The sequence below is a fragment of the Sedimentibacter sp. genome (assembly GCF_038562225.1).
Classification (GTDB): domain Bacteria; phylum Bacillota; class Clostridia; order Tissierellales; family Sedimentibacteraceae; genus Sedimentibacter.
Window position 1 is genome coordinate 1,357,761 of record NZ_JBCFAS010000001.1, and the last position, 16,330, is coordinate 1,374,090.

The window sequence follows — 16,330 nt, forward strand, 5'->3', positions numbered from 1 at the left end:
ACACCTTCAAATCTAATTGGAATTTGCTACTACAGTATAATCTTTTTGGTTGGTGCAACCATATTTTTTTCGTATATCAAAAAACAATTGTATCAAACTATGATAATATGGTATAAATTCACCATTTTCTATCAAAGAAAATATCTCTTCTTTTGAAGCCCACTTAACATTCTGAACCTCCTCATACTGCAATGATAATTCATTTATATCTACCTCTTGCTCAATTAGATAAACATCATCAAATCCATTGTTAAAGTTTATGGTAATGTGAGGTCTAATATTTTTTAAATCTACTGTTAACCCAATTTCCTCATACAATTCTCTTTCAGCAGCAGATTGACTTGTATCACCTTTTATAGCACTTCCACCGACTGTTATATCCCACATATTTGACCAACCTTCTTTGAAAGGTTGTCTTTGTTGAATTAGCATCTCACCATTAGAATTAAAAACACAAACATGAACAACTAAATGATAATTATTTTTTTCAAAAGGTTCCCCACGAACCATAGTTTTATTTGTTTTATTTCTATTAATTTCATATACATCCCAAAGTTCCATTTCACACCTCAAAATATCTTTCATTACTTATCAATTCGATAAATTCCTATTTATCAGATATTATACAAATCACTATTGTTTCGCAATACATGAATATTGCAGTAATAATTACGTACTTTTATTCTATAAAAACTTAAACTCAAATCTCTCGTTAAAATTTCCATTTAAACAATAATATACAGTATTAAGACTCTTTGAGTAGACCATCGAAATGGCAGTAATCCATTCTCCGTTTCTTTGACTTACAGTATCAAGAATACTAAATGCCGTTTCAACATTTACTTGTTTTGCTTTTTCTAATGAACATGTTACGGCTTTAAACCTGCAATCACATTCAACATTCTCATATAAATTATCCCATAACGGGAAATTCGTCATAACAAAAAATGGTGAGGATTTTGAAGGATTACTTATATTTCCACGGCCAGGTTCTACTACCCAAACATTTGCACTAGAATCACAAATCATATTATGACTGCTCCAGTACGGAGTATTAACAACTTCAATGTTTTCTAAATACTCACCTAAATTTTCTACGCAAATAGCATCATTGAGAATATCTTCAATTAGTTTGGTTGTATGAGTAACCTTTTTGCTTGCCCGCTTATATAATCCCTTACCATTTGAATCGACTACAAGATTGTTGAAAAACCTTCCCAATCTATCTACTCCAAATGATGGCAACATTCCACGTCCACCATCAACAAGTACAGTAAACCATTTTGGATTTTTAGTATCAATAGTATACTTCATACCATTGTTATCAAAGTTCATTCCAATAATTGTATCTTGTCCTCTGTAAATAAAACTTGTACACATGATAAAAACTCCCCTTTAATAATTTTCTTTTGTTAATGCACATAATTTTACAAATGCGACGCATAATTTGAAATTTACGACGTAAAAATTCTTTAAAATTTACTTTATAATAATAGTTTTTTTATTAGTTTATTTTTTCTAAAACTGAATTTTTTAAAGCAAAAGTATGAGTAGTTAAAGATTGTTTTATTACTTTTTCATTTATAAATACACCTTTAGTCATATAATCATAGGTATCATATATACATATTAAAGAAGCATTAGTATTCTTTAATGCTTCACTTAAATTTATTTCCCAATTTAAAAAAGCATCTTGTGAAGTGGTTTGAATAGCATAAGTAGGTTGTCCAATCCACCTTATGCCTTCATATTTTTTAACTTCATCTTCCAAACAAATGTTATTAATTTTTTCTTTTAATTCAATAAGTCCTCCCATTATATTACTTTCAATCAATTCCTTTACGGGTCTAAACTTAATATGTTGAACCGAAACATTATTAACTTTTAGGAATGCTAATAATTCACTATAAATATTTTCTTCCATAGAAATATAAATAAGTTCATTATTATTTATGCCTTGGTTTATATAAAAGTACATACTATTAAATAGATGTTGGTATCCATAATAATAAAACGTTGAGTGTGTTCCAAATATATTTTTTAGATGAATTTCAAAAATATTATTGTTTAAATTTTTATTACAAAATATACATCTATACACTAATGTATCTAAAGACTGGCTTAACTTAACTATTTCTTCATCAATCAATCTATGATTTTCTTCAAGTATTAAATTATTCAACATAATCCTGTTTTTTTCAATTTCTTCTTTTAAACTACATGACTCACATAGAAAATTCATAATTTCACCTTAATATGTAATTTTTATATAATAATTTTATTATTGTACCATATTTATATATTTGAGTGTATTATAATTTCAATATTTCTCTACTATGAGCAGTAATACATTACACTTGAGTCATATAATACTACATATGCACCATAATATCTAAAGAGTATGTCGTCGTGCTAATGCGAAATTACTCAACTATAAATTGGAATTTGTCTGCTTCATACAATGCTTATACTATTCATATTACCATGGTTCGAACGAAACAAATAATTTTCTATTTTTACCATAATGATATTTTATTCTTCTTCGCCAAATAGTTGCCTCAACGGCTTGAGATGCTTTTATAATATCTTCTGAAAAATAGCCAAGTGCATTTTTTAAAACTGTTTCATCGTCTCCAAGATACTCAAGAATAGTTACTTCAACAACATTTTTAACATCGCCATCACCATTTTTATACATATCCTCAATAAAATCTATATATTTTTCTATTTGCTTAACATTTTTGTTAGTTAGCAGCAATTCAAAGAGTGGTATGTCTATCAAATCCCCAAAGAATACATGTGCTAAAATCTCGTTATAATCACTTAGATGTTCCTTTAAATCAGCCACATATTCAGGAAACAAATCCACAAATTTGTTTGCAAAATGCTCTTTCCCAAGCATGAAACCCCTCCCAACAGTAATATAACAGTTTTCTATGTTCATAACTACCTGATTTAAGTTTAGTCATGGAGTTTTCAATGTAATTAATTCTCTCTGTTATTTCTTTTAAATCATTAACAATTTCGCTATGCACGAGTAAAAAATTATTGATAAGTAATGCAGTATCAGATATATATCTATCATCATTTGCTTCAGTTGAAAAATTGTAATTCTTTACTAAAAATTCTAATAATTCTTCATCTGACAAAAAATCCTTACTATCAATAATATTTATATAATATCGCAAAATATCAATATTACTATAATTCATATTAAACCCCACTTAAAATACTTTATATTTTTAATTCATAGGTTCATGTATTTTTTTATTATATCACTTTTTTTATCTTATTGCTATATTTTGGAACTATGGTATCCTCTATAATTCTTAACACTTAAGTCTTCTCCCTATCTATGTATACTTACAAAAAACTCTTCCGAAAGTTCCCCTTCTTCCTTAATCCTTGAACCCATTCCCCCACCTATTTTCCATCCATTTTTCCATCCATCTTCAATTTTTCCAGTTACAAAAATGTCGTCCGAAAATGATAGATAACAGGAATAAGTATGCAGATTAGAAAAAAGAAATAAGGAGCAAAGAATAAAGAATTAAGGTATAAGTTTTTGGATCCGGGTATTAACAAGGAAGGTTCTTTTCTATATAGTTATCAACATTTTCTTCAATTTTGTTTTCACTGTTTTAAAATCTATAACAAGATTTCTATCTGATTTTTCATGGTTTTTCTATTTGTCTTTTCAATTTATTTTTCAATTTATCTTTTCTATATGGATTTAGGGGCTGATGCTTTTCTATTTTGTTTTCCGTTTTTCTTTTTCAATTTTACTTTCCGCTTCTATTCTCAGGTAATAAAAAATCATGTATAAATCATAAATTTATTTTGATTTCATACATGATTTTTAGGACGACTTTTTTTCACTCGGACGACTTTGTTGTCATTCGGAAGAGTTTATTGTAAGGGGACATCAATCAGCTGTTTTCCCAGTAGCGCCTATTCCACAGTGACGCTTTTTGCCAGGTTTCTCGGCTTGTCGATGTCGCAGCCTTTTAAAAGCGCTGCATAGTAAGAAAGATACTGTGCCGGAATTATGGCTGCCAGAGGCGCCAACAGCTCGTTCACATCGTCTATGACTATCTCGTCTGTTTCCTGGCTCAGCTTCCTCATTGATATGACAAGAGTCGCTGCTCCTCTTGCCTTCACTTCCTTTATGTTGCTTCTTGTGTTCAGATTTATGTTCTCCTGGGTTATGACTGCTACTACAGGAGTGTTATGCTCGATTAATGCTATGGTTCCGTGTTTTAATTCTCCCGCTGCAAAGCCTTCCGTCTGGATGTAGGAGATTTCCTTCAGCTTCAGCGAAGCTTCCAGACAAACGAAGTAGTCCATGCTTCTTCCTATATAGAAGCAGTTTCTGCTGTCTTTGAGATATTTTTCTGCCAACGCCTTGAAACTGTCCTTCTCGTCACAGAGAGTCTCCATGGAATATGCAATCTTTCCAAGTTCCTTGAACACATTGATATCCAGCTTGTTGTCAACCATGGATGCCAGTATGGCAAGAACTGCAATTTGTGCAGTGTATGCCTTTGTGGAAGCAACGGCTATTTCGGGACCTGCATACAGTAAAAGTGTGTTGTCTGCTTCCCTTGACAGTGTTGAACCCTTCACGTTTGTGAGAGTCAGAGTCCTGTATCCCAGTTCTTTGACCTTTACTAAAACCGCTCTGCAGTCTGCAGTTTCACCGCTTTGTGATATAAACATGAACAGCGGCTTTTCCGTCAGCAGTGGCATGTTGTATATGAACTCGCTGGCTATTACAACCTCCGTCGGTTTTCCTGCCATCTTTTCAAAAAATTGCTTTCCGATAAGTCCTGCATGGTAGCTTGTTCCGCAGGCTATGATGTAAAGTTTGTCGCAGTTTCTCACATCTTCCAATATTTCAGGTTCCACGTACGCGTTTCCTTTTTCATCTGAATATTCAGACATGATTTTTCTGATTACAAAAGGCTGCTCTTCAATTTCTTTCATCATGTAATGAGGGTATGTTCCCTTTTCTGTGTCTGAAGCGTCTATGTCTGCCTTGTAGGGCTCTCTTGTAACCTTGTTGCCGTAGATGGTGTATATTTCAATTGAATCTCTTGTAATCTTCAGAAATTCCTTGTCTTCGATTTCATAGAACAAATTTGTATGGTTTATCATGGCCATGGCATCGCTGCCCAGCATGTTGAAGCCTTCGCCCTTTCCTGCCAGAAGAGGTGTCTTGTTCTTTGCCGCATACATGGTGTTCATGTCGTCCCGGTCAAGTATGGCAAGGGCGTAGGAGCCTTTCAGCTCGCTCATGGTGTGTCTTATGGCAAGCTCCACCGGTTCACCGTCACTGACGAACTTTTCAATGAGCTGCACTATCACTTCTGTGTCTGTGTCGCTGGTGAATTTGGTATCTTTCAAATATTTCTGCCTAAGCTCAAGTTCGTTTTCGATTATTCCGTTGTGCACCAGCGTGAATCTCTTCGAGCTGCTCTGGTGTGGGTGTGAGTTTATCTGGTTCGGAACGCCGTGGGTTGCCCACCTGGTGTGTCCTATGCCGAGCATTCCTGAAACATTGACGTCCAGGCACTCCCTTAATTGTGCAATTCTTCCCTTCTCCTTGCAGATGTACACGTTGTTGTCGTATGCAATTGCTATTCCTGCAGAGTCATAGCCTCTGTATTCAAGCTTCTCAAGTCCGCCTATTATTATTTCCTTAACATCTTCATATCCTATATATCCTACTATTCCGCACATATCAATTCTCCATTCTGATTTTTTGTTTTTTTGAAGACGAACTTTCAGGCACAACAATAAACACCGTTGTAGATTAAGCATCGCCTTATTACTGCTTCACAACAAAGCAACGATAATATAATATATTATCATTTTTTTATTTTACATCTATTAACTTTATTTTGGGGGATAAAAACCAGAATGATTATTTCAATAAGATATGAAAGTTATTGGTTTTTCTTTGTCTTGACAGTCACCTGTCACATTTTAAAAAACCATCTCGATGTAACTTCATCGCAGAGCATCCGCCGAATTTTCGATAACTCTGTCCTCGTCAACTGCATAGCAGTTCTGGCGCTATAATTTTCTGTGGCCTATCCCGTAACCTCCTTTCGCAATTTAATATCAATATATGTAAATAAAAAAATTCAGTTACTTTATTTTTTATATTTTAACACATATTAAACGGATAGTACAATATTTTTTTAAAATATTTATGATTTTCTTCCGTGACAACACGCCTTTTGTTCATTATTTCGACTTCGCTGCATAAAATTACTCCTTCCTGGTTTATTGCAAACATGCATTTGCATTTTTCCAAAAAGGAGTATCCCTTACAGATTTTTATTGATTTCAAGGCTGTTCATTTAAAAAATCCACTGCAATCTGCGCCGTAACACTGGCAGATGTGCACAGTGTTTTGTCATTCCACTGAAAATCCGGGCTGTGATGGGCAACTTCATTGCTGTCAAGCGAAATTCCCACAAAGAAAAAAGATGATGGCACCGCTTGTGAGAAATAAGCAAAATCCTCTGCTGCCATCAAGGGCTCTCTCAGCGCTTCCACATTCTCCTTTCCTATTATCTTTTCAGCTGAACCTTGCACCAGGTCGGTCAATTTATAATCATTTACAACCGGTGGCAGCGCATAATCCTCATCCACTGCAAATTCATATTTAGCTCCCTGACATTCTGCAGTACCTTTTAGAACCTGCTCCATGGCATCAATAATCCACAATCTCAGCGAGGGATCAAAGGTTCGTATTGTTCCTGTTACTTCAACAGCCTCAGGTATCGTGTTATATTCGCTTTCTGCCTTGATTGAGCAAAATGAAATTACTGCCGGGTTAAATGTGTTTTTCCTTCTGCTGATTATTGACTGCATGTTGTTTATAGCCTGCACCGTTATCATTACAGGGTCAACGCAAAGGTGAGGTGTAGATCCGTGTCCTCCCTTGCCTATCACCTTAAACATAAATTTATCAGGAGCCGCCATTGCAGGTCCATGCTTAACCTTAACCTGCCCCTCGGGAAATGCTCCCCATAGATGCAGCCCAAAGGCAGCGTCCACCTGATGAAGGATGCCGCCTTCAATCATTGACTTGGCTCCGTCCCCATATTCCTCATCCGGCTGAAAAACAAATTTAACACTGCCGTGCAGCTGATCTCTTAATTCGCTTAATATCATCGCAGCACCCAGCAGCGACGCTGTGTGCCCGTCATGGGCACAGGCATGCATAACACCATCAATTTTTGATTTGTATTCTACATCTGCATTTTCCCGGATAGGCAGTGCATCCATATCAGCTCTGAGCAATATGGTCCTTCCCGGATACCTGCCTCTTAGAATCCCTATAACGCCGGTACCCGAAACGTGTTCAGTAACCTCGATGTTTAGTCTTCTCAACTCATCAGCAACTGCTTTTGCTGTCATAAACTCTTTGTGTCCTAATTCAGGATACATATGGAACTGATGTCTGAAATCGATTATATGGTTCAAATATTTATTGCATAACTTCTTTATCTCATCAGTAAGCATATATTCCCTCATCATTCTAATATTATTTTCTGCATTAATTCCTTGTCCAGATTTCCGCCCGTAACAACTATTGCAACATTTTTTCCTTCAAAGTACTGAGGATTTTCCAATAGAGCTGCTACTCCAACCGCTCCAGAAGGTTCAGACACAACTTTTTCTTCTGTCAATAATACCCTGGTTGCATTTTTTATTGATTCTTCCGACACAACGATAATATCATCTATGCATTTTGAGGCCATTTTAAATGGAATTTCCGTTACTCCACCTATTAACGCATCGCAAATACTGTCCTCTGACGGGAATTCTTCGTACAATACATTGTCCTCCAATGACTTAACCATTGCCGGGCATGCTGCTGTCTGAACTCCGACAACTTTTACACCGGTCTTCATATGCTTGGCTGCAATGCTCACTCCGGTTATGAGTCCGCCTCCGCCAATGGGAACTAAAATAATGTCAACTTCAGGATTTTGCTCCATGATTTCAAGCCCCACAGTACCTTGTCCCGCTATTAACTGAACATCTGAACACGAATCAATATATATCATATTGTTTTTTTCCATATCTTCTACGGCAATCCTGTGGGTTTCATCATAGTTTTTGCCGACCTGAACAACTTCAGCACCGTAATATTTAATTTTTTCAACCTTTGCCTTAGGTGCAGTTTCGGGCACAAATACCTTTGCATTTTTTACTCCCAGCAAATGAGCTGCAAAGCTTACACCTGCACCGTGATTTCCAGATGAAACGGCTGTTACTCCTCTTTGTTTTTCTTCATCTGTCAGTGATGATATTTTGCTTAGTGCACCTCTCACTTTAAAAGCTTTTTGCTTTTGCTGACACTCCAGTTTTAAATACACCTTCGTTCTTTCACTGCTTAACCCTATGGATAAATCCAGGGGAGTAAGAGAAACATATTTTTTTATCCTGTCCCTTGCCTTTAAAACATCGTTAAAATTTACCATTTTACCTCCTAGAATGTGCTTGATTTTATTCTACTGACCGCAGCCTTTAAATTTCTCTCAAAAGTTCAGTGAACTTATCGAGGCCTTCTCTTAAAGTTTTGGAATCAAATGCATATCCTATTCGAACGCAGCCTTCCATTTCAAAGCATGAACCAGGTGTAAACAACACGCCTTTATCCTTGAGCAGCTTAATGCACAGCTCATAGGAAGGCATATCCTTTTTGTAATACACAAGGGCTGTTGTTCCGGCAACAGGTTTAATATAGCTTACTTCAGGAGTTTCATTCACCCACTGGTCAAGGATTGCTCTGTTTTTTAACAAAATTTTACTGTTTCTTTCGAATATCTTTTCCTTATTGGCCAAGGCCAGACTTGCAAACAGGTCATCCAAGACACCGCAGCTTATCGTGTCGTAATCTCTTCTTTTGCGGCACGCATCTATAACTTCCTGGCTTCTTGATGCTATCCATCCCATTCTAAGCCCGGCAAGTGAGAATATCTTTGACATGCTTCCTACAGAAATTCCTTTTTCATATAAATCGGCAATAGATACCATGTAGCTTCCGTCCTCGGAAATTCCTCTGTATACTTCATCCGACAATATATATGCATTGACACTTCTTGCAATTTCCACGATTTCCATCATGACGTCTTCAGGAATCCATGAGCCCGTGGGGTTGTCAGGGTTGTTTATTGTAATCATCTTTGTATTCTCGTCCACCAGACTTCTCAAAAGATCCAAATCAGGAAGAAATCTTTTTTCCGGTGTCAGCTGGAGAATTCTCACTTCTGCCCCGATGGATTCAGGAATTGAGTAATGCTGCTGATACGTGGGCATTACAGATACCATGTTATCCTTTGGCTCTATCATGGAAATTATAACCTGGTGATTTGCACCTACCGCCCCATGGGCAGGAATAACGTGGCTTGGCAGTATGTCCCTGTACAAGCCGGAGATGCCGTTTAACAGTTCCGGTGAGCCGTAAATGTGGCTGTAAGTCATCCTTTTGTCTTTCAATGCAGCCAGGTATTTTTCCGGATTTTGGCCCGACAGTTCTATCAGTTCTCCCAAAGTCATTGAATCTATGCATGTCTCACCCAGGTTGTAGACTGCATCATTTTCATAATCGTTCATCCATTGTTCTACTTTAAAGGTTTTAATTTTCATGCTAATCCTCCATTTTGGTTTTTATTATAAATCCACTGTGCTTCCCATAGAATTTCTTTTTGCTTCATCAAGGGCTAACTTAGCAGTGGCCAGGTCAAGCAGCGCTATGCCTGTTGCATCAAAAATTGTAATCTGGTCATTATTTTCTCTGCCGGTTGTCTTTCCTGAGATGATGTCTCCTATTTCCCCTGCAATATGTTCCTTGCTTATAATTCCCAAAGCCACAGGTATTTCAGTTTCCCCTACATTAATGCACTGGGTAATGTCATCTCCAAAAACTCTTGCATCCCTGAATATTTCCGGATCTATTTCTTCCTTTCCGGACATATCAGCACCTATGCAGCTGAAGTGAGTTCCAGGTTTAACCCATTCCTTCATAATAATCGGTTTTCTTGACGGAGTTACCGTTATAATTATGTCGCTTATGCCTGTTGCATCCTTAATATCCGATACAGCTGTAAATTTCACCTTTTCATCAACCTTGATGTCAAAATTATTTTTAAGAGTGTCCTTTATGGTTTCTGCCTTTGTAATGGCTGTGTTAAAGTTCATGGGATCATAAATCATAACTGTTTTCAAGTCAGGGAAAAGCAGTAAAGTCGCTGCCATCTGAAAAGTTGAAACGTGTCCGGCTCCAACAATAAGCAGTGTTTTGGAATCAGGCCGTGCCAGATATTTAGCTCCCAATGCGCCGGCAGCTCCGGTTCTCATTCCTGTAATGTGCGCACCGTCTAAAATTCCGATGGGAACTCCTGTTGTTGAATCCATTACCATAATAGCTCCAATCAATGCAGGAAGATCCTTTTTAACGTTTTCACCAAACCAGGAAACCAATTTCAGCCCAAATATATTGCTTTCCTTCAGCCAGCCGGATTTAATATCCATATCGGCAACGCCAGGTTCAAATTCATGAAAAATCAGGGGAAATACACATGTTTTATTTTCTGATTTCGACCTGTACACATTTTCTACAACATTTATAACATCATTCATTTTCAATAACTTTTCCGTGTCTGCCTTGCTAAGAACTTTTATATCAAACATAAACTGCCTCCTTTGTTTTGTTTTCTTATTATATATCTGCTTTTGTTGTAAAACAGCAAAAAATTATTGCTTCTTTTTGTAGTTATTACAATTGCAATTTGATTTTTTGATATCAGTTCATATATTCCTTATTCAATATTTTAAATATTTTAACAGCTGCTGAAAGCTGTTCGTAAAAGCTGTGATCATTCTCCATACTCAGTATTTCTTTTATTTTACCTATCCTGTATCTTACAGTATTTTCATGTTGAAACAATGCTTCTGCCGTATCCTTGATATTTCCGTTATTGTCAATGTAAGCTACTGCTGTTTTTAAAAATTCTGCAGAATACTTCGCATCATAACTTTGAAGGGGCTTAACTAAACTTTCATAAAAATCTTTCATCCAGTGCTTATTTATGTAAGGCAGTAGAATTTTGTATAAGCCTATATCATTATAGAAAGTTATGCTTTGGGATAAAGCTTCTCCTGCATTCACTGCGTACAAGCACTCGTTTACTCCATAGTCAAACTCATTTAAACTTTCGTGAAGCTTGCTTATTCCAACATAGAAGTCTTCTGTGCTTATGCCTGAATCCGAAATAAAATCATAGGCGGTGCCGGTGATGCTGTCTTTATCAATTTTACTTTCCGTAATGATTGCCAGTATGCCGTTTTTGTACTTTAAAACACACTCACATTTATTTTTAAAGGCATCTTTATACTTTTTAAGCAGCATAAAAATATTCCTATCTTTTCCTGATTTCTTTTCCACGCAATAAATTGCAACGAAATTTTCCCTGAAATACTTATTGATTTCCAATGCTGCTTCTCTGACTGTTGTCCTGTTCATGCTTCCCTGAAGAATATTGTCAATTTTTGCTTCTGTCAGCTGATCCCTGTTGTCAGCCCTGACCATATCGGTAATATCCGTTATTAAGTCTTCGAAAAAAATGCTGTTATCAAACAAAAATATGGGAAATGATAGTTTGTCTGCATATTCGATGATTTCCGGGGTAAGATTCTGATAATAAACATTTTTTATTGCCAGGCAGGCTACTCTGTCATTTATAAGGCTTTTTACGGAATCCACAAACAATCTTTCATCGTCCTTTGCAAACAGAAAACTGCTTATTACAAAATCCCCTTCTCCAAATTGTCCTTCTGTTTTATTAATGAATTCGTAATCCAAAATTCCAACTTTTTTAACAACTTTATCCAATCCGCCTTGACCGGTTATTAATTTCATATTCTTTAACCTTTCGGCATTTAGTACATCTGAAACTGTTATAGCCATAAATCCCCCTGCATGCAACCGTGATTTTTAAAAAAATTGCTTTCTTTTTATTATAGCTTTCTTTTGCATTTAATTCAAGCATGGCTGCATAAAAAACCGCTCTGATGAATTGCAGTTTACTGCAGGAACTTTCTCTTAGCATTAAAAATATATTTTTAGCACAAACTAAGCAAATAACACAGGATTTTTTTTAGTATTTATGATTTTTCTTCACAAAAAAAGTTGCCAACAGTCGACCTTTTGTACAATAATTTGCCATGTATTATATTATGGGTGCTGTCAATAATATTGTTAGAAAGTCAGCAATTAGACTTTCAGAACAAATTTAATCCTGTAAATTAAAAAATTGACCTGTATACATAGAATTGTAATCAGGTTGATTGGGCCCAAGAAGTATTTACCAACGAAACATTATCTTACATGATTAAATTAAGTTAAACCGAGAATAATAATAACAACTTCATGAAAGGAGAAAAAATTATGGCATCAAACAACAACAACAGCGGAAGCAACAATATAGTTGTTCCAGAAGCAAAACAGGCTCTTAACCAAATGAAGGCTGAAATCGCAAGTGAATTGGGATTAACAAACTATGAACAAGTTGACAAAGGTAACCTTACTGCAAGACAGAACGGTTATGTAGGCGGATACATGACTAAGAGATTAGTTGAAATGGCTCAGAGACAAATGAGCGGAACTTCAGGCATGGGTTCAAGCGGAATGCAGACTAAATAAGCAAGAAAACATTATATAAATGTAATTGGTGAACAGGGTTTCTGTTCACCAATTTTTTATTCTACCAGTCACTGTTTACAGGCATTTTCATGAGTCTTCCGTATCCGTTGAATGAATCCTCATAATGATACACATACTCAGTCTTAGGATCAAGAAATATGAGTTTTCCTTCTTTTTGTGCCAGGCTCCTGAGATACCCTGCTCCTGAGGGATAATCCGTTTCAATCTGGAACCAGGTGTATTTACCGCCGCCGTTATTTTTGTACATGTTGTAAAAATCCTCGTACCTCGGCGGTTCTGCTTCAGGATATCTACTGGTCAGAGCAAATCCTCCAGGTTCAAGGTATACCTTGAGGTTTATGGAGCTGTGTGGCTGCACAACAGGGATTTTCAAATCTACAACCGGCTTGAACACCTCATAGATTGCTACCCCGTCAATAAATCCTCCGTTAACATAATCCACCGTATAACCGTTAAGACCATAAATAAAATGGTTTCTGTATTCTGTCGACGATTCAACAGCGTAATTAGGGTCGTACCCGTATTCGTTTGTGTCATTTGTGAGGAAAAGCCCGGTAGGATCATAGGACGTTGCATATATTCCATTTCTGTCCAGCCTGAACTGCACATTCAAATCCAGTGTCCCCGGAACGCTTGGGTATGCTGTGTCATTTCTCACTTCAATTTCCACATAGGCTGGATTATACATGTAATCGGGATTTAATCTTAAAAACGGAGCATTCACAGGATTTTCATCTTTTTTATTGTTTGCGTTCTTAAATTCATCCACAATTCCTGAAGCAGTCTTTTCTGTGATTTCGTCCGTTATTTCATTTGGAGGAATTCCTGCTTCTGTAAGTGCAACCTGAGTAAGGTAGGCTATGTTGTCTTCAGCAAGTTTTTCAAAGTTTGGCAACGTGGGAGGTATTCCTACTGACATGAGCCCATAATTTATCATACCTTCCAGAGCCACCGCCAGATATTCCCTGAATGCCGGTATCGGAAATACGCTTACAACTGTTTCAATTAGCTTTTTCTTAATGGCTTCATATTTTTGCTGGATATCAGAATAAATTTTAGCCAACGTAGAAACCAAATCAACAAAGAAACCCAGCACACCGTCATAAAGTTCTTCATACCACGGCTTATCTTTTTCCTGAGGTTTAGGAATGTATACCTTTCTGCCTTCAGGTATTACTCTGTGGATTGCAGCTTCATATTCAGGATAGCTGCCGTTTGGATACATCAATGCTTTGATATTGGGTGACAGAGTCTCTCCGCCATACTTCCATTTGTTGATTATTTCATGGGGTTCTGGTTCCCTGTACACATAATAATGTGAAAGGTATTCCGGGTCAGCCCAGCCGATTGACTTGTATCCTGTAATCCTCACACTCGGTATGGAATAACCAATTACAACAGTCTTGTCGTACTTGGAAGGAGGAACAGGAGGTGCAATTATTGTAACCGGTTTTCCAAATCCATACTGCACTGTAACAACATCTGAGTATATTGTCTTTTCCCTGCCGGGCTGTTCATCATCAGCTATTGCAATGACTCTTACATTGTATTCTATGTACTGCTCGGCAGCCATCTGAGCAGGGTCTTTTCCAAATTCCTTAAATGGCACCAACAAGGAAGGAGTATAACTTCCGCTGTAAAGTTCATATTTATTATATTCCTTTTCATAAACCAGATTGTTCTTGTCCACATAAGTCTGCTCTTCATAAAAGTCTTCGTCGTATACCTGCACTATTACCCTTAATGCATCTTCATCCAGATTGCTCAGCTGGAAAAGCCTGGTGGTTGTGGAAGTCGGGTCCACGCTTACCTTGTTTCCGTTTGACCACGGGTCATGAACAGGTTTATCGACAGTTTCAGCCTGACTGCTTCCAAGACATGACTTCGGTGTCCACAGTTCAAAAGCAGCCTGTGTATTCTGAATTTTAGAAATAACCTTTTCACCATACAGCACTGCAATTCCTCTTCCGGGATCTCCAATGGGATTGCCTGCTGCATCAACTGCAACCGCCCTCACATAAAAAGTTTTCTGTGTCTGGGGAATTGGATTTTTTACAAGTTTTGATGCTTCAAGATTAACCTTTGCAAAATCCACTGAAAACTCCTTTGCGCTGACTGCAGCTTCACCTGTTAAAACAATTCCCGGCTGCGTTTTAAAATCATTTTTGAATCCCGAAAACTGAACTGCTGAAACCTGCCATAGAACCTTTGCAGCTCCAGGGGCATTGTTCAGTTTGAAAGAAAACCATCGCACATTGTCTGCATTCTTGTCTATGAAGGCTCCAAAGTCTGACTTTGTGTAAACAGGCCCTTTAGCTCTTTCCTTGATAGGAGGCTGGTAATATATTACCGGAAGATCCGGGAGTTCAATTTTAGGAGGATTTATAACCGGCGTATCCAAATCAGGTATTTGAGGTATACTGGGGGTAATTACAGGATTAGACAATGCGGCATATATCTCAGAATACCTGATGTCCTTGTAATCAGATGAAAACGCAGGCAACTTGCTTGGTTTTCCTGCCTGGGTGGAAACAAAAAGTTCTGTTCTCTCATCAAATTTAGGGAAGAAAACATTGTTTGAGATCATTGTGAATTCATACTTTTTCTTAAAATCTTTTATTGGAGACGGTCCTTGTACAACTGTCACTGTTCCTTTTATTCCTGCTTCCTGGGAAGCTGCTTCAGCACTGTATTTTTTATACGTACGAAGCAGAAGTACTATAGCTTGCTCCCTTGTTGTGTTGGACAGCGGGTCTATTGCATCTGATGATACCCCCTTCATGATTTCATTTTTATATGCAAATTTCATTGCATCATTTGCCCAGGCTGCTATTTTCGAAGCATCCTTGAACGGGAAATTTCCACTTGAATCCTTGTCAAGATTAAGCACACTCACAGTAAGCGCTCTGTAAATCATGACGCAGATTTCCTGCCTTGTGATGTAGGCAGAGGGCGAGAAATAATCTGCGGCTGTTCCCTTGACAATCCCCAGTTTGTAAGCCTTTAATATTTCCTTATTGTCCGTGTCCTTGAAAATATCTTCGGCTGCAGAAGGCACTGCTCCTGTAAGCTTTTCATAAAGCTTTATGACTAAGGTGCAGAATTCTTCACGAGTAATATTTTTGTTAAAACCGCTCATCACATCTGAATATGTGAGAGAAAGCCCGTAAGCTTCTTTTATCTCAGGCTCTGCCCAGGTACTTTGGGTTCCGTCAAATTTGACGGAATCAACCTCTCCAAAAGCCCGAAAAGGTGCTACAACATTCATGAACATTGAAATTAAAACAATGACAGCAGTAATGTGTTTAATTCGTGATTGCATATTATCACTCCTTCAATTATTTTCACATACTTTCTGCAGTTTTATCAGGTACTTTAATTATATTATATACTATACTCATGTCAATTTATATTTATTAATGGTTATCATGACTCTATGCTGTCACTTCTAAAAAATTATTTGGCTTTGAAAAATCGGAACCTATATAATCAAATAAAAAAATCAGATGTCTAATTATACATCTGATTTCACATATTATTCTTATTTTATTTATTCTATATGCCCTTATATTTGCCTCTTTA

13 protein-coding genes are annotated in these 16,330 nt (G+C 36.9%); 1 reads left to right on the forward strand and 12 read right to left on the reverse strand.

Annotated features, from left to right (window positions below):
• Positions 1-12: 12 nt before the first annotated feature.
• The 11 genes from AAGU76_RS06450 to AAGU76_RS06500 form a co-directional block, all read right to left on the reverse strand.
• Complete coding sequence (locus AAGU76_RS06450; RefSeq protein ID WP_342484624.1) at positions 13-561, reverse strand: NUDIX domain-containing protein; 549 nt, start codon at positions 559-561, stop codon at positions 13-15.
• Between the two features lie 123 nt (positions 562-684).
• Complete coding sequence (locus AAGU76_RS06455; protein WP_342484625.1) at positions 685-1,380, reverse strand: hypothetical protein; 696 nt, start codon at positions 1,378-1,380, stop codon at positions 685-687.
• Between the two features lie 124 nt (positions 1,381-1,504).
• The gene (locus AAGU76_RS06460; RefSeq protein ID WP_342484626.1) at positions 1,505-2,242 is read right to left on the reverse strand and encodes an MEDS domain-containing protein; all 738 of its coding nucleotides are present in this window, start codon (positions 2,240-2,242) and stop codon (positions 1,505-1,507) included.
• A gap of 237 nt (positions 2,243-2,479) precedes the next feature.
• The gene (locus tag AAGU76_RS06465) at positions 2,480-2,902 is read right to left on the reverse strand and encodes a hypothetical protein (protein WP_342484627.1); all 423 of its coding nucleotides are present in this window, start codon (positions 2,900-2,902) and stop codon (positions 2,480-2,482) included.
• The gene (locus AAGU76_RS06470; protein WP_342484628.1) at positions 2,853-3,212 is read right to left on the reverse strand and encodes a hypothetical protein; all 360 of its coding nucleotides are present in this window, start codon (positions 3,210-3,212) and stop codon (positions 2,853-2,855) included. Before AAGU76_RS06470 ends, AAGU76_RS06465 begins: the two co-directional genes overlap by 50 nt.
• A 739-nt stretch (positions 3,213-3,951) precedes the next feature.
• Positions 3,952-5,742, reverse strand: coding sequence for a glutamine--fructose-6-phosphate transaminase (isomerizing) (gene glmS, locus AAGU76_RS06475; RefSeq protein ID WP_342484629.1), 1,791 nt, complete (start codon positions 5,740-5,742; stop codon positions 3,952-3,954).
• Positions 5,743-6,354: 612 nt separating this feature from the next.
• The gene (locus AAGU76_RS06480) at positions 6,355-7,539 is read right to left on the reverse strand and encodes a M20 family metallopeptidase (RefSeq protein WP_342484630.1); all 1,185 of its coding nucleotides are present in this window, start codon (positions 7,537-7,539) and stop codon (positions 6,355-6,357) included.
• A gap of 11 nt (positions 7,540-7,550) precedes the next feature.
• Positions 7,551-8,504 (reverse strand): threonine/serine dehydratase, encoded by a 954-nt coding sequence (locus AAGU76_RS06485; RefSeq protein ID WP_342484631.1) that lies wholly within the window; start codon positions 8,502-8,504, stop codon positions 7,551-7,553.
• A gap of 46 nt (positions 8,505-8,550) precedes the next feature.
• The gene (locus AAGU76_RS06490) at positions 8,551-9,672 is read right to left on the reverse strand and encodes an aminotransferase (RefSeq protein WP_342484632.1); all 1,122 of its coding nucleotides are present in this window, start codon (positions 9,670-9,672) and stop codon (positions 8,551-8,553) included.
• A gap of 24 nt (positions 9,673-9,696) precedes the next feature.
• A complete protein-coding gene (locus AAGU76_RS06495; RefSeq protein WP_342484633.1) occupies positions 9,697-10,716 on the reverse strand; it encodes an ornithine cyclodeaminase family protein in 1,020 nt (339 codons plus the stop codon).
• Positions 10,717-10,828: 112 nt separating this feature from the next.
• Positions 10,829-11,992: a PucR family transcriptional regulator gene (locus AAGU76_RS06500; RefSeq protein WP_342484634.1), complete on the reverse strand. Its 1,164-nt coding sequence runs from the start codon at positions 11,990-11,992 to the stop codon at positions 10,829-10,831.
• 480 nt (positions 11,993-12,472) lie between these two features.
• On the opposite strand from AAGU76_RS06500, the gene AAGU76_RS06505 reads away from it, so the two are divergent.
• Complete coding sequence (locus AAGU76_RS06505) at positions 12,473-12,727, forward strand: alpha/beta-type small acid-soluble spore protein (RefSeq protein WP_342484635.1); 255 nt, start codon at positions 12,473-12,475, stop codon at positions 12,725-12,727.
• A 61-nt stretch (positions 12,728-12,788) separates the two neighbouring features.
• On the opposite strand, the gene AAGU76_RS06510 is transcribed toward AAGU76_RS06505, so the two are convergent.
• Positions 12,789-16,070 carry an S-layer homology domain-containing protein gene (locus AAGU76_RS06510; protein WP_342484636.1) on the reverse strand — a complete coding sequence of 1,094 codons (3,282 nt, stop codon included), beginning with the start codon at positions 16,068-16,070 and terminating at the stop codon, positions 12,789-12,791.
• Positions 16,071-16,330 lie beyond the last annotated feature (260 nt).